This window comes from Nocardiopsis sp. NPDC055551, from assembly GCF_053619415.1.
This window is the reverse complement of sequence record NZ_JBSHJJ010000002.1, coordinates 183097-200357: the sequence shown is the minus strand read 5'-3', so window position 1 is coordinate 200357 and position 17261 is coordinate 183097. Positions and strand designations below refer to the sequence as shown.

Sequence of the window (17261 nt, the reverse complement as noted above, 5' to 3'; positions counted from 1 at the left end):
GGCGGACGGCGGTCGCCGCCCGAACCCGACTGACGGGCCGCGCGCGGCCCGTCAGTCGGGTTCGGGCAGGCGGGTGAACAACGCGGCCAGGCCCTCGGCGTCGAGCAGGTCCACGGGGCGCACGGTCTCGTTCGCGCGCACGTAGTGGAAGGCGGCCCGCACCTGGTCGGATCCGGCCCCGACCAGGTCGGCCCAGGCCAGCCGGTAGGCGGCCAACTGCACCCCCGCGGCCCGTCGTTCCTCCGAGTTGCCGGGTGGGCGGCCGGTCTTCCAGTCGACCACGTCGTAGGTACCGGTCTCGGAGTCGTGGAAGACCGCGTCCATACGGCCTCGAATGAGCCGGTCGCCGATGACCGTCTCGAACGGCACCTCCACCTCCAGCGGAACCCGCCGGCCCCACTCGCTCTCCTCGAACATCCGCTGGAGTTCGGCGAGGTCCTCGTCCTCCCCCGCGGTCTCGTCGGCGGCCCCGGGCAGTTCGTCGAGCAGGGTGGCGTTCTGCCCGAAGCGCTGTTCCAGCCAGGAGTGGAAGGCGGTACCGCGCCGGGTGTGCGGGGCCGGCGGCCGGGGCAGCGGCCGGCGGATCTGCCGGGCCAGCGCGGAGGGGTCCCTGGCCAGCCACACCATGGAGGACACCGACAGGTGATCGGGCAGTTCCACCTCGACCGGCCCCTCCCCCGACCCGATGACGGCGCGCTCCCGGTGGGCGAGCAGCAGTTCGGTGTCGCGTTCCCAACCGTGGAGCCGTTTGCGCAGCGCGTCGGGGGTCTTCTTCGGTAGCGCGGACTCCCCGACCCGCAGCCTGGCCCTGGCCTGTTCCACCAGGTCGGCTCCGGCCAGGATCTGTTCACGGCGGCCGTCCGCCCGAGGCTCGGACACGGGTTCGGGCACGGGCGCGGAACCCGGGTCGTGGTCGGCCACGAAAGCGTCGTCGTATTCGGGGTCGTACTCCGGCTCGTACTCGAACTCCGGTTCGGGACCGACGAGGTCGGGTGCGATCCCCTGCGCCACGGTGGGCACCGGGAAGGGTTCGGACTCGATGACCGGCTCCGTCACGGACGGTTCCCGCGGCGGCCACACCGCCGAGGACTCCTCCTCGTCGTGCGGGTTGGTGTCCTCCGGGTCGGGTGGCGGCGCCCAGGCCACCACGGACCCGGCGCCCCCCTCGCAGGCCTCGCGGATCTCCTCCAGGAACATCGACGGCCCGCGCGGGGTGCTTCCGGTCCGCCCCCACCAGTGGCCGGTGCAGACCAACGCGTAGGAGGCACGAGTGACCGCGACGTAGGCCAGCCGCCGTTCCTCCATCAGGTGGCGGGCCTCCTCCGCCGCCTTGAACTCGGCGATGTCCTCCTTCTCCACCCCACGCAGGGCGGGCAGGCTCGCCCTGTCGCCGCGCAGCGGATACGGCAGCAAGTGGTCGGCCTTGACCCAGGCCAGGGAGTCGCGGGCCTTGGCGGGGAACAACGGCGCGCGCTTGCCGGCGCTGACCCCGGGCACGAACACCACCGGCCACTCCAGACCCTTGGCGCCGTGCATGGTCATCAGCTTGACGCTGTCGGAACCACCCACCCGCTCTCCGGGGCTGAGCGCGCTCTCGTTCTCCTCGGCGGCGTTGAGGTAGCCGAGGAAGCCGCCCAGGGTGGGGTCCTCGGTGTTGCCGACGAAGCGCACGGCGTGGTCGACGAAGGCGTCGAGGTCGGCGCGGGCCGACAGGGGGTCGCGGTGGATGCGCGCCCCCACCTCGATGTCCAGCCCGAGCATGCGTTCGATCTCGGTGATGAGGTCGGGCAGGGGCTGGCCGAGGAGCTTGCGCAGTCCGCGCAGTTCCTCGGCCAGTCGGCCCAGGCGTTCGTAGGCGGTCTCGGAGTAGTTCTCGGCCGGTCCGGGATCGTCGACGGCGTCCACGAGGCTGCCGCTCTCGGCGGTCAGGTCCAGGACGGTGCGGCGCAGTAGGTCCTCGTCGGGCTCGTCCTCTTGGTCGGGGCCGGAGGTGGTCAGGTCACGCCTGGTGTGCCGGGCGAGTTCGGCGGCGCGGGAACCCAGGGCGGCCAGGTCACGCGGGCCCAACCGCCAGCGGGGACCGGTGAGCAGGCGTGCGAGTTCGTTACCGGCGGAGGCGTCGTGGACGACCCTCAGGGTGGCGATGATGTCGCGGACCTCGGGCACCATCATGAGTCCGCCCAGGCCGACGACCTCCACCGGGATGTCGTGGGCCTCCAGCGCCTCCCGCAGCGGCGGGAACTGCGAACGTTTGCGGCACAGGATCGCGATGTCACCGGGGCCGACGGCGCCATCGGAGGCCCCACCGGACTCCCCCTCCGGCCAAGCCCGACCGTCCGGGGCGAACACCGGGCCCCCCGAGTCGTCGGCGGTGGCGTGGACCAGGCGGCGCACCTGGTCGGCGATCCACGCCGCCTCCTCGGTCTCCGTGGCGAACAGCGCGGCCATGGCGGTGCCGCGGCCACGTCGGGCGGGTCCCGGATACAGGACGGGCACGTCGGCGGCCTCGGCGCGCAGTTCGTCGGAGACGCGCTCGGCCACGTCCAGTACGCGTTGGCCGTTGCGGAAGCTCACCGACAGGCGTCGCACCGGGGCCGGTCGCCCCGGAGCGACGGGGAAGTCGGTGGGAAAGCCGGTGAGGTTGGCGGCGATCGCGCCCCGCCATCCGTAGATGGACTGGCAGGGGTCGCCGACCGCGGTCACCGGATGGCCCTCGCCGAACAGGGCGCGCAGCAACGCCAACTGGGCGTGGCTGGTGTCCTGGTACTCGTCGAGCAGCACCACGCGGTAGCGGCCGCGTTCGATCAGCCCCACCTCGGGGTGGTTGAGGGCGATGCGCGCGGCCAGGGCCATCTGGTCGCCGAAGTCCATCGCCTCCCGACCACGTTTGGCGTCGTTGTAGCGGTCGATCAGCGGAAGCAGCTCCTCGCGGCGCCGCTGGGCGTCCACCAGGTCCTTGGTGGGTTGGGTGGGCTTGCGCCGCATGGCGTCCACGCCCGCCTGGATCCACCGGCCCACCCCGCGCACCTGGTCGGTGCTGGTGAGGTGGTCGGCGATCTGCCCGGACAGGTCCAGGACCCGGCGGGTGACGGTGTCCGCTCCGACGTTGATGTGCCCCATGGGACCGTCGTACTCGCCCACGATCCGGGCCGCCAGTTGCCAGGACTGACCTTCGCTGAGCAGTCGGGAGGTGGGCTCGACCGCCTCGCGCAGGGCGTGGTCGGCCACGATCCGGCCCGCGTAGGAGTTGTAGGTGGAGACCGTGGGTTCGCCGTCCAACGGTTCCTCGGGGAAGAGTTCGGTGGCGCGCAACTGTTCCAGACGCTTGCGCACGCGTTCGGCGAGCTCGGCGGTGGCCTTGCGGGTGAAGGTCAGACCGAGCACCTGTTCGGGTCGCACGTGTCCGTTGGCGACCAGCCAGACCACCCGGGCCGCCATGGTCTCGCTCTTGCCGGATCCGGCGCCGGCGATCACCACCCCCGGTTCCAGGGGCGCGGAGATGACCCGTGCCTGTTCGACGGTGGGTTCGGGACGCTTGAGGAGCCGGGCGAGTTCGGCGGGGTCGAATCTCGGGGTCGGGGGCGGGGTATCGGGGGCGGGGGTCTCGGGGGCGGGTGTGGGTTCAGACATGTCTGCCCTCGTCCTGGACCGGGCAACAGGCGCGCACGGCGCACGAGTTGCATCCGGTGTTTCGGGTGGCGGTGAACCGGGACCCGCCCATGCCGGTGGCGACCTCGCGCACGAGGGTCTGCGCCCACCCGGGGTCGGGGTCCTCGCCCAGGGGAGACTGGGCCTGTTCGCGCGCCTTCTTGCTGAGCGCGGCCTTGCCGACCTGCACGAGCGTGGCGCCCCCCGGCTCGGCCAGGCCGAGCTTGGCGAAGGCTCCCTTGAGCACGGCCATCTGGTACACGCCCAACTGGGGGTGGCGGGCCAGGTCATCGGCCTTGGTACCGCCGGTCTTGATGTCGACGACCACGGCGCGGCCCTGGTCGTCGCGTTCGAGTCGGTCGACACGACCGGTGATCTCGATGCCGCCCACGTCCACCTTGAAGCCCTCCTCGGTGACGACCAGTTCGCGATCGTTGCCGGTGTCCCAGTCGATGAGCTTGCGGACCATCTCGTCGGCGCGCTCACGCTGTTTGTCGGACTGCCATGGTCCGCCGAAGTCCAGGTCGGACCAGATCTCGTCCATGCGTTCGCCGACCTCCTCCGCGCTGCCGCCCTGGGCGACCAGGACGGCCACGGCGTGCACGACGGTGCCGAGCGCGGAGGCGGAATCGCCGGAGGAGGCGCCGGCGGCGCGTTCCAGCAGCCAGCGCAGTTGACAGTTGGTGAAGCTCTCCACCTGAGAGGGCGACACCCGGATGGTGTCCTCCGGCTCGGAGAGGGGTCGGTCGTCGCTGAAGGGGGTGAGGGCGTACCACTCGGCGGGGTCGGCGCCGCGCACACCCTCCTCGGCCAGGCGGGCCAGGTGGGCGGCGGAGGCCTGCCGAAGCGGCCCCGGAGCCTCGGGGTCGGTGACCACCGAACGCAGGTCCGCGACCAGGGCGGGCAGGGACAGCCATCGCCGCCCGGTGCTGATCGGTTCGGGGTCGCCCAGTCCGATCTCGGTCAGGAAGCGCGAGGGACGTTCCTCGGCGTCGTCACCGCCCACACAGGTGACGTAGAGGGTGCGGCGGGCGCGGGTGAGCGCCACGTAGAAGAGTCGGCGTTCCTCGTCCAGGAGTTTGGAGGCCAGGGCGGCCCCGTAGGAGTCCGCCGAGTGGCTCTGGGCGTCGACCAGCTCCTCCACACCGAGGAGGGAACCGCGAAGCCGCAGGTCGGGCCACTCCCCCTCCTGGGCTCCGGCCACCACGACCAGACCCCATTCCAGCCCCTTGGACCGGTGCGCGGTGAGGATGCGCACCGCCTCGCCCTCGGGGGCACGCTCGGCGAGGCTGTCGCCGGGGATCTCCTGGGCGGCCAGGTCCTCCAGGAACCCGTCGGGGGTTCCCGGCGGGAGGCGGTCACAGTAGCGGGCCACGCTCTCGAACAGGGCGACCACGGCGTCCAGGTCGCGGTCGGCGGCGGCGCCGCGGCGGCCTCCGGCCTGGCTGGCTCGCAGCAGTCGGTCGGCGAGCCCGCTGTCGCGCCACAGTTCCCACAGGACCTGTTCGGCGTCGGCGCCCTTGGCGTTCAGGTCACGCACGGTGCGCAGCGCCTTGGCGACCCGGGTGGCGGGCGCGGCGATCTCGGGGTCGACCAGGGTGAGTTCCCGTGGATCGCGCAGGGCTTCGACCAGCAGCCGGGCGGAGGAGCGGTACCCGATGTCCTGGTCGTCCCTCCCCTCGCCCTCACCGGCGGCGTCCTCGGTGACGCCGTCTGTGGTCGCGTTCTCCCGGGCGGACCGGACCCGGTCCAGGTCGAGTCGGCGCAGGGCCCGCACCAGCCGGCGCAACCGGACGGAGTCGGCCTCACCGAAGGCGCTCATCAGGAGTTCGCGGGCGGCCTCGTCATCCAGTTCCTCCGGGCGCAGCCCGTACCGGATGAGGCCGAGCAGGGGACGGACCAGGGGTTCGGCCGCCACCGGAAGTTCGTCCGAGCCCACCACGACCGGCACCGAGGCGGCGGTGAGGGCACGGCGGAGCACCGGCAGTTGTCGACTGGAGGAGCGCACCAGCACCGCCATGTCCGACCACGGGACCCCGTCGATCAGGTGGGCCCGGCGCAGGGTGTCGGCGATGACCGCGGCCTCCTGGGTGGCGCTGTCCGCCATCAGCAGGTGCACCTCGCCGTCGGGGATCCCCTCCGCGGGGGTGAGGTCGCGGTGGGCGTTGACCTGCCCGCGCGCGGAGGCCACGGCGGGCAGCCTCCGGGTCAACCCGCGGGAGGCCGCCAGCAGGGCGGCCCCGCTGCGGCGACAGGTCCGCAGCGCCACGACCGGGGCGTCCTCACGTTGCAACGTGGGGAAGCGGCTCGGGAACTCCAGGATGTTGTGCACCTCGGCGCCGCGGAACCCGTAGATGGACTGGTCGGGGTCGCCGACCGCGATCAGGTCTCGCCCGTCCCCGGCCAGGGCGCGCAACAGCTCCTCCTGGGCCGGGTCGGTGTCCTGGTACTCGTCGACGAAGACCACCTCGTGAGCGGAACGTTCCCGCTCCTGCACCTCGGGGTCGGAGAGCATGTTCGCGGCGACGCGCACCAGCTCGGCGTAGTTGAGCGTGGGCACGGGGGCGATGTCGAAGCGGCCGTTCATACGGGACAGGAACCCTGCGGCCGAGGCCCAGTCGTCGCGGTCGCGGTCGGTGGCCATCGCCGTCAGCGACTCGGGGCCCAGCCCACGTTCCTGCGCGCGCATCAGGAAGTCGCGCAGCTCCTCGGCGAAACCGCGCGTCTCCAGGGCGGGCCGGAGCCGTTCCGGCCAGGCCTCCCCACCGTCGGCGAGTTCCCACCGCAGGAGTTCACGGACCTCCATGAGCTGTTCGGGCCCGGACAGGAGCCGGGGCGCGAGGTCGCCCATGCGCTGGAACTCGCGGCGGATCAGCGAGTAGGCGTAGCTGTGGAAGGTGAGTGCCAGGGGCTCGCGAGTGGTGCGGCGCAGCCGACCGGTGATGCGTTCGCGTAGTTCCTGGGCGGCCTTACGGCTGAAGGTGAGCACCAAGATCCGGGAGGGATCCACGCCACGGTGGTCGATGCGGTCGACGACGGCCTCGACGATGGTGGTGGTCTTTCCGGTCCCCGGGCCCGCGAGCACGAGGAGGGGACCACCGGGGTGGTCGACCACGCTCTGCTGGTTCTCGTCCAGCACCGGCGGCGGCGTCGCCTGATGGGCGCGCCGCACGAGACGGTACGGGGATGTGTTCACCTCACCAGTTCACCAGAGGGAAACGACCATCCCGGACGCCCCGGGAAGAGTCGGGTACGTCCTCAGCCCCTGGTCCGCCCGTCCCAACGGGCTTGAACCATGTCCACCCGGTCGCTTCCGGGGCGCATCGGGGTGCCCTCCCCGGCGTAGTGGGACAGGGCACGCACCTCGTGCCCCGAGGCGGGCCGTCCGTCCGAGCGCACCACCCGCCACCAGGGCACTCCCCCTCCCCATCGGGACATGACCGCCCCCACCTGCCGGGGTCCGCCCCGGCCCACGTACTCGGCGATGTCGCCGTAGCTCATCACCTGTCCCGTGGGAATCCGTTCCACCACCGACAGGACGTCCTCGGTGTACTCGTCGGGTCCATCCTCTTCGGGCAACGCTTCGGTCATGGACGTGAGCCTAACCACCCCCACCGACAGGCTCACCGGTACCCGCACCCCTCCACTTCGGCGTGCGCCGAAACGTCGTCGGGGCATCCTGAAGACATGCTCGAAACCGACGGCCCCCATCTGGCGGCGCTGGCCGCCCTGCTCGCCGATCCCACCCGGGCGACGATGTGCCTGGCGCTCCTGGACGATCGGGCGTGGACATCCGGCGAACTCGCCCGGCACGCCGGGGTGTCCGCCTCCACCGCGAGCGAACACCTGAACCGGCTGGTCGAGGGCGGCCTGCTCACGGAGGTCCGGCAGGGTCGGCACAGGTACGTACGGCTGTCCGGTCCGGAGACCGCCCACCTGGTGGAGACCATGGCGGGCCACATCGCCCCGGAACGTCGGCCGGTGCGTTCGTTGGCGCAGAGCGCCCGACGACGGGCGCTGTCCCGTGCCCGCACCTGTTACGACCACCTCGCCGGGGCCCTCGGTGTGGACGTCACCCGAGCGATGTCCGAGCGCGGCCTCCTCGACCAGGAGACCGGGTTCGCGCTCACCGACGCCGGATCGGCCTGGTTCTCCGACCTCGGAATCGACCTGCGAAACGGGGGACGCCGCCCCTTGGCCCGTCCCTGCCTGGACTGGACGGAACGCCGACCACACCTGGCCGGGGTGGCGGGCGCGGCCCTGCTCTCACACGTCTTGGCCGCCGGTTGGTGCGTGCGGATCGGGGGCGGCCGAGCGTTGCGGGTGACCGACCAGGGCGTACGCGACCTGGCCGACCTGTTGGGGTTGGATGTTTCAGCCGGCGCCGAAGCGTCCGCGTCCTAGGGTTCGGCGCATGACCGTTGACTTCCTCCCCACACCTAAAGCCGGGGGATTCCAACCAGCGATAACGCCGGTCGGTGCGCCTGCCCTCGCGGGGGCGCTGGTTCCTGCTTCACGGACCGGGTAACCCCGAGGTCTCCGCAGGCTGACACCGCATGCCCTGCGGCGCTGAGGATGTTCTTGGCCGCGTTCACATCGGCGTGATCGGTGTGGCCACAAGAGGTGCACACGAACTCGGCTTGGCTCTTGCGCGAGTGGGCGTCCACCACCTTGCACCGATAACACGTCTGCGAGGTGTAAGCGGGGTCGACCAGCACGATCCGCGTGCCGGTCTTGCGGGCGGCGTTGCGCAGCGCGAGTTCGAGCCGGTGCCACCCCTTGTCCAGGATGGCCCGGTTCAGTCCGGACTTTTGACGCACCTGCTTTCCGGGTACCTCGACGGTTCCCTTGGCGGAGGCGGTCATGTCGGTGGTGCGCAACCCCTCCAACACCACCACGTTGTGCCGGATGGTCAGTGTGCGGGCGAGCTGTGCGCAGAAGTCGGTGCGCCGGTCCACCGCACGGGTGGTGATCCGCCCCATGGCCTTCAACATCTTGGCCCGGTTGATCGACCCCTTCTTCTTCCGAGCGAGCTTGCGCTGAAGACGTAGGTACCGGGTCTTCTCCCCAGGTGTGACGTAGGGGCGGTCATGGAACGCGCCGGTGGACAACGTGGCCGCCACGGCCACACCGCGGTCCACCCCCACCGGGGTGCCCGGATGGTGCTCGGGGGTGAACAGCCCGTCTTCGACGAGGAACGATATGAACCAGTGCCCGCCCTTGCGAGATACGGTCGCCGAGCGGATCGTGCCGCCGAGGGGGCGGGAGGAGCGCAGCCGCACCCACCCGAGTTTGGGCAACTTGGCCCGCGACCACTTGCGGTTCAGCTTCTCCACCACGATGAGGTTCCCGGCGGGGAAACGGAACGAGGGCCTCCACTGGTGCTTGGCCCGCCACCGCACGTTGAAGGTGCCCTTCTCACGGCAGGCCCGGTCCAGGTCCTTCAAGGTCTGCTGGAGCACATGCGAGGGGGCCGCCTTGAGCCAGGTCTCTTCGGCCTTGGCCTCGGCCAACTGGGCGGCCTGAAGGTGGTACCCACAGAACGGCCCTTGTCGGCCCCGGGTGTAGCGGTCGACGTACTGGCGGCGCTGGTCCAGGGCGGTGTTCCACACCGCCCGGCAGATGTCACCGAACTCGGTGCACATCGCCTCCTGCGCATCGGTCAGAGCAAGCCGGTAACGACGACCCGACAACACCGTGGAACACCCCCTCTCAGCGGCTCTTCTGGTTGTGCACGTACCGCTCGATCGATTCCAGCGGGGCGCCTCCGACGGTGGCCACGAAGTAGCCGTTGGTCCACAGGGCCGGCAGGCGGGACTTGCAGGTGCCGAAATTCCTCGCGCGAGATCTCCTTCAGCCGTTCCTCGGCACAGCCCCCAGGACGCGGCCACGGTGCGTGGGGTGCCAGAGCGCGTGCCGGGCTCGTTGGAAGGTGATGCCGCAGATCGAGCGCGGAGTGACGGTCGCGTAACCCATCGTATGGCAAAGGGCTGTTCAATGATCCCGTTCGCGGAAAGACAGCTATCCCCAGGGCTGAAGCCCGGGGTCTGCCCCACCCGAAAAACTCTGATCAGTCCCGTTCCCGGGCCGCGCTCGTCGCGGCCGGCACCACCGTCGTCCTGTGGGCCTCGGCGTTCGTCGCCATCCGCGCGGCGGGCGAACACTTCTCCCCCGGTTCCCTCGCCCTGGGCCGGTTGGCCGTCGCCTGCCTCGCCCTGCTGCCGATCGTGCTCCTCACCCGCCGGGGGCGGCCACCGCGCGCGGCCTGGCCGGGCATCCTGTGGTCGGGCGTGCTCTGGTTCGGGGTGTACATGGTGGCCCTCAACCAGGGCGAACAGGAGGTGGACGCGGGCACGGCGGCGTTGGTGGTCAACCTCGGACCGGTGTTGATCGCCCTGCTCAGCGCCCGACTGCTCGGGGAGGGGCTGCCGCGGCCCCTGGTGGCGGGCACCCTCGTGGCGTTCTGTGGCGCGGCCGTGATCGGCCTGTCCACCGCCGAACACGAGGGTTCCTCCGCACTGGGCGTACTGCTGTGCCTGGTGGCCGCGGTCGGCTACGCGATCGGCGTGGTCGCGCAGAAACCGGCCCTTCGACACACCGACGCCCTTCAGGTGACCGCCTACGCCTGCCTGGTCGGCACCCTGTGCTGCCTGCCGTTCATCGGGACCCTGGCGTCCGAAGTCGCGGTCGCGCCTTGGCGGGCCACGGCGACCGTCGTCTACCTCGGGTTGTTCCCGACCGCGCTGGCGTTCACCACCTGGGCCTTCGCCCTGTCACGCATGCCCGCGGGCCGGTTGGGCGCCACCACGTACCTGGTGCCCACCCTCGTCGTGGCCATGTCCTGGGCGCTGCTGGGCGAGACACCCGTCCCCGGCGCGCTGGTCGGCGGGGCGCTCTGCCTGGTCGGTGTGGCCGTCTCGCGCCGTGGGCAGGGCACGGTCGCCGCCCCTGGGACGGCGCGGAGCCGCCCCCGCTGAGGGGAGCGGCTCCCGGACCCGGAGGGTCGGCCTATTCGGCTACTCCGGAACCACGTTGTCGTGGGTGCCCCAAGCCAGTTCGGGGTCGCGTCTGCGCGCGGCCCTGGCCTTGGTCAGACCGTAGACACCCAGGATCAGGATGGCTCCGCCACCGATCCACGCGGTCAGCGCGGCCCCGAGGATGTGGGTGAACCCGAGCAACCACGGCAGTGAGAACAGCACCGCCCCGCCTGCGATCACGCCGATCTCGGTGGTCAACGCGCCGGGGCGGGTCAACGACATCGTCGCGGCGAGGATGACACCCAGCCCCAGGATGAAGAACAGTCCTCCGGAGAACCCGTACATCCCGTGGGCGACCCAGCTCAGCCCCACCATCAAACCGAGGGCGATCGCCGCCCAGTCGGCCCAACGTCCCTTCACACGCATAACGCCACCTCCAGGCAACGGGGTGCGCGCCGGTGGTCGACGCGCGACCCGTGTGGGACCTGTACCCGTTCCGCGGCCGTCACTCCCCGGGGAACGAGTACGGGCGGTGCGGGGGAAGTCCCCCGCACCGCCCGTGAGCGAACCCTCGAACCCCGACCTAGTAGGCGGGCAGGCTCGGGTCGACCTGGTTGATCCAGGCCAGGACCCCGCCGCCGACGTGCACGGCGTCACCGAAGCCGGCGGCCTTGACCGCGGCCAGCGCCTCGGCCGAACGCACACCGGACTTGCAGTGCAGCACGACGCGCTTGTCCTGGGGCAGTTGCTCGAAGGCCTTGCCGTTGAGGAACTCGCCCTTGGGGATGAGTGTCGCGCCCGGGATGCTGACGATCTCGTACTCGTTCTTCTCGCGCACGTCCACGAGGAAGATCTCGTCGGGCTTGTTGTCGAGGAGCTCCTTGAGCTCCGGCGCGGTGATGGTGGAGTCCACGGCGGCCTCGGTGGCCTCCTCGGACACCGCGCCGCAGAACGCCTCGTAGTCGATGAGCTCGGTGACCGGCTCGGTCTCGGGGTCCTTGCGGACCTTGACCTCGCGCCAGGACATCTCCAGGGCGTCGAAGATGAGCAGACGGCCCACGAGCGGCTCACCGATGCCGGTGATCAGCTTGATGGCCTCGTTGACCATGACCGAGCCGATGGAGGCGCACAGCACACCCAGGACGCCGCCCTCCGCGCAGGAGGGGACCATTCCGGGCGGCGGCGGCTCGGGGTAGAGGTCGCGGTAGTGCGGCCCGTACTCGTTCCAGAAGACGCTGACCTGACCGTCGAAGCGGTAGATCGAACCCCACACGTAGGGCTTGTTCAGGATGACGGCGGCGTCGTTGACCAGGTACCGGGTGGCGAAGTTGTCGGTGCCGTCCAGGATCAGGTCGTAACCGGCGAGGATGTCCAGCGCGTTGTCCGACTCCAGACGCTCCTGGTGCAGGATGACCTCGACCCCGGGGTTCACCTCCTTGACGCTGTCCCGGGCGGACTCGGCCTTGGGTCGGCCGATGTCACTCTGCCCATGGATGACCTGGCGCTGGAGGTTGGACTCGTCGACGACGTCGAAGTCGATGATGCCGAGCGTTCCCACCCCCGCGGCGGCGAGGTACAGCAGGGCGGGGGAGCCCAGGCCGCCCGCGCCGACGACGAGGACCTTGGCGTTCTTCAGGCGCTTCTGACCGTCCATCCCCACGTCCGGGATGATCAGGTGACGCGAGTAACGGCGCACCTCGTCCACGGTCAGCTCGGCAGCCGGTTCGACCAGCGGCGGCAGCGACACGGTGACTCCTCATGTCTGTTCGGGTTGCCTCGCACCCATACCCGCACCGAGGGGTCCACGGCGGGAGGGGTGGTGCGCGAAGCGGCTTTCACTTATACCCAACCTAACGGGTGGGGTTTTCCATTCCCACCCCGGGGACGAGTGGCGCTCATCGCCCCACGGGACGTCCTGACCACCCCCAACCAACCGGACCCATCGGTTCATTCCGCGCGGTACCCCCGTGATCACGGTGGCGGCGGGTAGTGTCGCCGGTACCGTCGACGACGTTGGGGAGGACCCTGTGGCATCTTCCGAGCAGCGAGACACCGGACGGACGCCCGAGGCCGAGGACCCGAGTGTGGGCGTTCCCGAGGCCGACGCGGCCGAGCAGCGCACCTCCGCGGGTCCGGACGAGGAGGGCCGTCCTTTCGAGGACACCTCCCAGGACGCCTTCATCGAGGCGAACGAGGCGGATGTGATCGACCAGTCGATCGACGCCGGGGAGGACGAGGACGAGCGCCGTTGAGGTCTCTTTCGGTGATCGCGGTGGCCACCACCGCATGAACTCCAGGCCCTTCGTCTCACGTATTGGGGACTCGCTCGACGCCCTTCTCACCTGCGATGTCGGTTTTCCGGGTCGCCGGGCATCGGTGAAAGTTCGCCGCACGCCGCCCACACTCAACTTACGCGGGAGTAAGATGAGCGAAAAGCCGCGGGGCGCGACACGGGGCCGAGGCCGCGCCCGTAGGTATCAGCCACGCAGATGCCGAGTGAATGGCGCGCATCTGCCATGCCGAGTTCGGAGGGTGTGGGTGTGACAGCTCCTTCAGACGCACGCGCCCGGGGCACCCGCTTGCCCCGGGTCAGGCGCCGACGTCAACTCCTGTCCGCAGCGCAGGAGATCTTCGTCGCCCGTGGATACCACGCGGCGGCGATGGACGAGATCGCGGACCGCGCGGGTGTCAGCAAACCCGTCCTGTACCAGCACTTCCCGGGGAAGCTGGAACTCTACCTGGCCCTTTTGGAGGAACACTCCGAGGTACTGGTCGAGAAACAGCGTGAGGCGCTGGAGAGCACCCACGACAACCGGCAACGGGTCACGGCCAGCTTCCAGGCCTACTTCGACTTCGTCGCGGGGGACGGCGAGGCCTTCCGACTGGTCTTCGAGTCCGACCTGCGCAACCTCCCCGCGGTACGGGAGAAGAGCGAGCACACGTTCCAGCGCTGCGCCGAGCTGATCGGTGAGGTGATCCGGCAGGACACGAGCATCTCCGACGAGGAGGCGCACCTGTTGAGCATCGCCCTGGTCGGCATGGCCGAGACCAGCGCCAGGTACTGGCTGAACAACCACGGTTCGGTACCGAAGGACGCCGCCGAGCAGCTGGTGGCCAGGTTGGCCTGGCGCGGGATCAGCGGCTGGGACCTGAACCGTTCCGATGAGGACGACTGACGGCGACGGCCCGACCGCGGCCCACGACCACGAGGTCGGCCCCCGGACACTTCGAGTGTCCGGGGGCTTTTTCCGTCCGCACCTTCGCGGACCATCCCTTCCATCCCTCTCTCATTCTTCGGATTCACCTCGAAATCCCGCCAGAATGGTGTGCGGTCGGCACCGCAAACGGGTGTCGTCTCGTCTCACGAAACCGATTTCTTCAGGGTTTTACAAATTCCTTGCAAAGCCCGGGCAATCACCACGGGGAATCTTCGACAAAAGATTCGATCTCCCGTCGCCGGGTATCGCGGAACTGAGAAGTACCGCGCTTCTCTTCGCCGTATCCGCTCGGCCCCGGCCACCGGTCGATCGAGCGGTACCAGCGATTCGGGGGTGAAGACGTATGGACATCGGTCAGGGTCTGATGGACGCCTTGGCGGCCGTAGTGAGTTTCGTACCGCTGCTGCTGGGATTCCTGGTGATCCTCGTTCTGGGCTGGATCATCGCCTGGTTCGTGGGCAGGGGGGTCGCCAAGGGCCTCCACAGCGTCGGGCTGGACCGGGCCTTGCACCGTGGCGGTGTGGGTCAGTACTTCGAGCGCAGCCGTTGGACCGGAAGCGAGCTGTGCGGAAAGATCATCTACTACGTCGGACTGCTGTTCGTGCTGACGCTCGCGTTCAACGTCTTCGGTTCGAACCCGGTCAGCACGCTCCTCAACGATGTGATCGCGTGGATTCCGCACGGCATCGTCGCGCTGGTCATCGTCGTGGTGGCCGGCATGATCGCCAAGGCCGTCAAGGATGTCATCAGTAACGCCCTGAGCGGCCTGTCCTACGGCCGCGTACTCGCCAACATCGCCGCCGTGGCCATCCTGGCCCTCGGTGTGATCGCCGCGCTGAACCAGATGGGCGTGGCCGTGGCCGTCACCATGCCGGTACTGATCGCGGTGCTGGCGACCGTCGGCGGCATCCTCATCGTCGGTGTCGGTGGTGGCCTCATCCAGCCGATGCAGGCGCGCTGGGCGCGCTGGCTGGACGTCGCCGAGCGCGAGACCGGCAGGCTGAACGAGGAGAGCAGCTACAAGGCCGGCAGGGACGCGGCGATGAGCCGTCCCGGTTCCACCACGGCGACCGAGACCAAGGAGGAGACCACGAGCCTGTCCGGGCGGCGCGGCAAGAGCGGCGAGTCCACCCCGTAACCGCGAGGCCGCGCACGATCCGTCGGACGTGGGCCCGAGGAGGGCTCGGGAGGACATGAAAGAGGGCGGGGCCGGGTGGCCTCGCCCTCGTCGTGTGTCGCGGTGCTGCTCCCCGCGGGGGGTGATCGTCGCCGTCCAGATCATTCGACGGCTCGGCTCACATGAATTCGGAGTCGTCCAGCTCCATCCGGGAGAGGTGCTCGATGCGTCGAAAACCCAGAACGACGGTGGCGATCATCGGGAGGAAAGCCAGCCAGAAGACGATGCTCCCCGGCCCCGTGAATACCATCGACACGAGCGAGACGACGAAGATCAGTACGAAAAGCGCGAAGTCGACGCGATCCTGCTGGATCAGGACGCCGACGGGTGGGCGCGCCGCCCCATGTCGACCGCTCCTCATTCGCATTCCTTTCTCGCGACCGCTCAGGCCGCTCCGCCAGTTACGGTGTTCGGGCCCGCGACCGGGCCCTTGACACCACAGATCCCACGTTGCGTTCCGCAGGGCTCTGGTTCCTGTTGGACGCGCCGTCCATGAACGGTCTCTTGGGGCCACCGTCACATTTCAGCCTACGCCCGGTCTCGGCATTTCGCCGGGAAACCGGCAAGGGTGCCTGCCGCGAGAAGCCCGCGTCGAAGATCACACCGCCTGCGATAGGACCAACCTAGCGGACGAAACCACGCTCCTTGGCCAAGCGGCAGATCGCGAGAATTCGGAGAGTCTCCCAGTCATAGCCGGCGTCGTCGGAGTCCCAGCCGCGTTCGAGGCAACCATCGAGGAAGCCGTGCAGGTACGTTCCGAGTGTGCCGGCGTTGAGTTCGGCACCTCCGGAGACAATGCCTTCGCACACCTGTGCGGCATGCTGATCCAGCTCAGCGCACATCCAGGGTTCGAGTGGGCCCTGGAGCGGGCCGAGGCGGTGAAAGTCAAGGGTGAGTCCGGCCAGCGGGTGGCGCACGGAGGTCCCACGGGGCATGGAAGTACCTACTCGCGGTGGTCAGGAGACGGGAAACCTCCTCGACTATATGTGCTTCCCGCCAATGGATCGTAATGAATGTGTTGGAAATTACCCGCCCTTGACCAAGTGGGCCCAAGTACCACCAAGGCAGGGTCAAGTCCCGATTGAACGACAAAACCGGCATCCATCGACGCGGTCGGTCGACGGATGCCGGTTCTGCGAGGGATTACCGGCCCAGCCCCATCGCGGACAAGCGCTTGGAGTGCCCTTCGGTGAGCGTGGCGAACATCCGACTCACCGCGGCGAGGTCGCTCAGCCCGGAACCGTCCTCCGCGACCTCGACGTCGCGGGTCACCAGGGCGGCGAGATCGGGCCGCTCCACCGCCACGGTCTGCGCCTGGCTCAGTGCCTCCCCCACGAGCCTGCGGGCCCACAGGGACAACCGACCGGCCAACTTGGGGTCCAGCTCCAGCGCCGCGCGGACCTGCTCGGCGATGAACTCGGCCCGACCGGTCTCGGCGAGCACGTCCTCGACCAGCTCCCGCGTCGCGGGGTCGGCGAGCTCGGCGACCTTGAGATAGAAGTCGCCGGCGATCCCGTCGCCGACGTACGCCTTGACCAGGCTCTCCAACCAGCTCTGCGGTTCGGTTCGCTCGTGCCAGGCGTCCAGCGGCTTCACGAACGGGGCCATGGCCTCCTCGGGGTCGACCCCGAGCTCCTCCAGGCGGTCTCGCAGCAACCGGTAGTGCCGCTGTTCATCGGCGGCCAGACCGGCGAGGTCCCCCTTGGTCCGCAGCGACGGGGCCAGGCCCGCGTCTGCCGCGAGACGAAAGAAGGAGCCGAGCTCGGCGTAGGCGAGAAGTCCGAGGAGATCGATCACGCCGGGGTCGGCGGAAGGGCCTTTGGTCATGGTCGTCAGGGTATCGGCACACGCTCGGGGTGCCGACCGGGGACTAAACGCCGCCGGAACACGGTTGCACTCGCCAGGAGCGGGTACGGTCTCGGCCGTCCACGGCCACGGTGAACTGCTATGTCCACCGGGCGAGCCAACAGCTAGACTCTGTGTGATGACCAGCGCGCGTGATCTTCGCGCCGCCTGCCGCGCCCCCGACCGCGGGCCTTCCCGCGGGTACCTCTCCGGCGCCGCGGAGGCGAGCGCCCCGAGCGCGGGCGCCGGACACACACGACGTGTCCTCACGACCAGTGCGGCGTGAGGGAGCGATGGCCAAGCGCCCAGCGACGCACCGCACACGACAAACCAGCGGATGGATATCGCGGCCGGGGCACGTCCCGGGCCGCGCGGGTCCAGTCGGCAGCGCCACCG

15 protein-coding genes and 1 pseudogene are annotated in these 17261 nt (G+C 69.8%); 6 read left to right on the top strand and 10 right to left on the bottom strand.

The features are described 5' to 3' along the window. Positions 1-51: 51 nt before the first annotated feature. The 3 genes from ACWGSK_RS04720 to ACWGSK_RS04710 all read right to left on the bottom strand — a co-directional run bounded on the left by ACWGSK_RS04720 (position 52) and on the right by ACWGSK_RS04710 (position 7239). Positions 52-3630: an ATP-dependent helicase gene (locus tag ACWGSK_RS04720; protein WP_358503494.1), complete on the bottom strand. Its 3579-nt coding sequence runs from the start codon at positions 3628-3630 to the stop codon at positions 52-54. Next, entirely contained in the window at positions 3623-6820 is a 3198-nt protein-coding gene (locus ACWGSK_RS04715) for an ATP-dependent helicase (RefSeq protein ID WP_358503521.1), read from the bottom strand. Before ACWGSK_RS04715 ends, ACWGSK_RS04720 begins: the two co-directional genes overlap by 8 nt. 86 nt (positions 6821-6906) lie before the next feature. After that, positions 6907-7239: an MGMT family protein gene (locus tag ACWGSK_RS04710; RefSeq protein ID WP_358503497.1), complete on the bottom strand. Its 333-nt coding sequence runs from the start codon at positions 7237-7239 to the stop codon at positions 6907-6909. Between the two features lie 96 nt (positions 7240-7335). On the opposite strand from ACWGSK_RS04710, the gene ACWGSK_RS04705 reads away from it, so the two are divergent. After that, positions 7336-8052, top strand: coding sequence for an ArsR/SmtB family transcription factor (locus ACWGSK_RS04705; protein WP_358503501.1), 717 nt, complete (start codon positions 7336-7338; stop codon positions 8050-8052). Positions 8053-8087: 35 nt separating this feature from the next. Here ACWGSK_RS04705 and ACWGSK_RS04700 read toward each other — a convergent pair whose 3' ends face one another. Both ACWGSK_RS04700 and ACWGSK_RS04695 read right to left on the bottom strand, forming a co-directional pair. Continuing rightward, on the bottom strand, positions 8088-9344 hold the full coding sequence (locus ACWGSK_RS04700) for an RNA-guided endonuclease InsQ/TnpB family protein (protein ID WP_452455240.1): 1257 nt from the start codon (positions 9342-9344) through the stop codon (positions 8088-8090). Positions 9345-9360: 16 nt separating this feature from the next. Next, a pseudogene (locus ACWGSK_RS04695) lies at positions 9361-9471 on the bottom strand (transposase); the annotation flags it as partial. Between the two features lie 200 nt (positions 9472-9671). On the opposite strand from ACWGSK_RS04695, the gene ACWGSK_RS04690 reads away from it, so the two are divergent. Further along, positions 9672-10625 (top strand): DMT family transporter, encoded by a 954-nt coding sequence (locus ACWGSK_RS04690; RefSeq protein ID WP_452455360.1) that lies wholly within the window; start codon positions 9672-9674, stop codon positions 10623-10625. Between the two features lie 39 nt (positions 10626-10664). On the opposite strand, the gene ACWGSK_RS04685 is transcribed toward ACWGSK_RS04690, so the two are convergent. After that, on the bottom strand, positions 10665-11051 hold the full coding sequence (locus ACWGSK_RS04685) for a hypothetical protein (protein ID WP_358513573.1): 387 nt from the start codon (positions 11049-11051) through the stop codon (positions 10665-10667). Positions 11052-11208: 157 nt separating this feature from the next. Beyond that, on the bottom strand, positions 11209-12372 hold the full coding sequence (moeZ, locus tag ACWGSK_RS04680; protein ID WP_358513575.1) for an adenylyltransferase/sulfurtransferase MoeZ: 1164 nt from the start codon (positions 12370-12372) through the stop codon (positions 11209-11211). A gap of 280 nt (positions 12373-12652) precedes the next feature. On the opposite strand from moeZ, the gene ACWGSK_RS04675 reads away from it, so the two are divergent. The 3 genes from ACWGSK_RS04675 (at position 12653) to ACWGSK_RS04665 (ending at position 14981) form a co-directional block, all read left to right on the top strand. After that, positions 12653-12877: a hypothetical protein gene (locus tag ACWGSK_RS04675; RefSeq protein ID WP_452455239.1), complete on the top strand. Its 225-nt coding sequence runs from the start codon at positions 12653-12655 to the stop codon at positions 12875-12877. A 288-nt stretch (positions 12878-13165) separates the two neighbouring features. Continuing rightward, on the top strand, positions 13166-13801 hold the full coding sequence (locus ACWGSK_RS04670; protein WP_358513579.1) for a TetR/AcrR family transcriptional regulator: 636 nt from the start codon (positions 13166-13168) through the stop codon (positions 13799-13801). Positions 13802-14186: 385 nt separating this feature from the next. Beyond that, positions 14187-14981: a membrane protein gene (locus ACWGSK_RS04665; protein WP_452455238.1), complete on the top strand. Its 795-nt coding sequence runs from the start codon at positions 14187-14189 to the stop codon at positions 14979-14981. Between the two features lie 157 nt (positions 14982-15138). Here ACWGSK_RS04665 and ACWGSK_RS04660 read toward each other — a convergent pair whose 3' ends face one another. The 3 genes from ACWGSK_RS04660 to ACWGSK_RS04650 form a co-directional block, all read right to left on the bottom strand. Then, complete coding sequence (locus ACWGSK_RS04660) at positions 15139-15381, bottom strand: hypothetical protein (RefSeq protein WP_358513583.1); 243 nt, start codon at positions 15379-15381, stop codon at positions 15139-15141. A gap of 262 nt (positions 15382-15643) precedes the next feature. Beyond that, positions 15644-15955: a DUF6401 family natural product biosynthesis protein gene (locus tag ACWGSK_RS04655; protein WP_358513585.1), complete on the bottom strand. Its 312-nt coding sequence runs from the start codon at positions 15953-15955 to the stop codon at positions 15644-15646. Positions 15956-16163: 208 nt separating this feature from the next. Next, on the bottom strand, positions 16164-16847 hold the full coding sequence (locus ACWGSK_RS04650) for a ferritin-like fold-containing protein (RefSeq protein ID WP_452455237.1): 684 nt from the start codon (positions 16845-16847) through the stop codon (positions 16164-16166). A 157-nt stretch (positions 16848-17004) separates the two neighbouring features. Here ACWGSK_RS04650 and ACWGSK_RS04645 point away from each other — a divergent pair, with 157 nt between their 5' ends. After that, positions 17005-17151, top strand: coding sequence for a hypothetical protein (locus tag ACWGSK_RS04645; protein ID WP_358513589.1), 147 nt, complete (start codon positions 17005-17007; stop codon positions 17149-17151). Positions 17152-17261: the final 110 nt, after the last annotated feature.

Excerpts from the sequence above, each read along its gene's own strand:
- ACWGSK_RS04720 (WP_358503494.1), bottom strand. The coding sequence starts at position 3,630 with ATGTCTGAACCCACACCCGCCCCCGAGACCCCCGCCCCCGATACCCCG.
- ACWGSK_RS04710 (WP_358503497.1), bottom strand. The coding sequence starts at position 7,239 with ATGACCGAAGCGTTGCCCGAAGAGGATGGACCCGACGAGTACACCGAG.
- ACWGSK_RS04705 (WP_358503501.1), top strand. The coding sequence starts at position 7,336 with ATGCTCGAAACCGACGGCCCCCATCTGGCGGCGCTGGCCGCCCTGCTC.
- ACWGSK_RS04685 (WP_358513573.1), bottom strand. The coding sequence starts at position 11,051 with ATGCGTGTGAAGGGACGTTGGGCCGACTGGGCGGCGATCGCCCTCGGT.
- ACWGSK_RS04665 (WP_452455238.1), top strand. The coding sequence starts at position 14,187 with ATGGACATCGGTCAGGGTCTGATGGACGCCTTGGCGGCCGTAGTGAGT.
- ACWGSK_RS04660 (WP_358513583.1), bottom strand. The coding sequence starts at position 15,381 with ATGAGGAGCGGTCGACATGGGGCGGCGCGCCCACCCGTCGGCGTCCTG.
- ACWGSK_RS04655 (WP_358513585.1), bottom strand. The coding sequence starts at position 15,955 with ATGCCCCGTGGGACCTCCGTGCGCCACCCGCTGGCCGGACTCACCCTT.
- ACWGSK_RS04650 (WP_452455237.1), bottom strand. The coding sequence starts at position 16,847 with ATGACCAAAGGCCCTTCCGCCGACCCCGGCGTGATCGATCTCCTCGGA.
- ACWGSK_RS04645 (WP_358513589.1), top strand. The coding sequence starts at position 17,005 with ATGACCAGCGCGCGTGATCTTCGCGCCGCCTGCCGCGCCCCCGACCGC.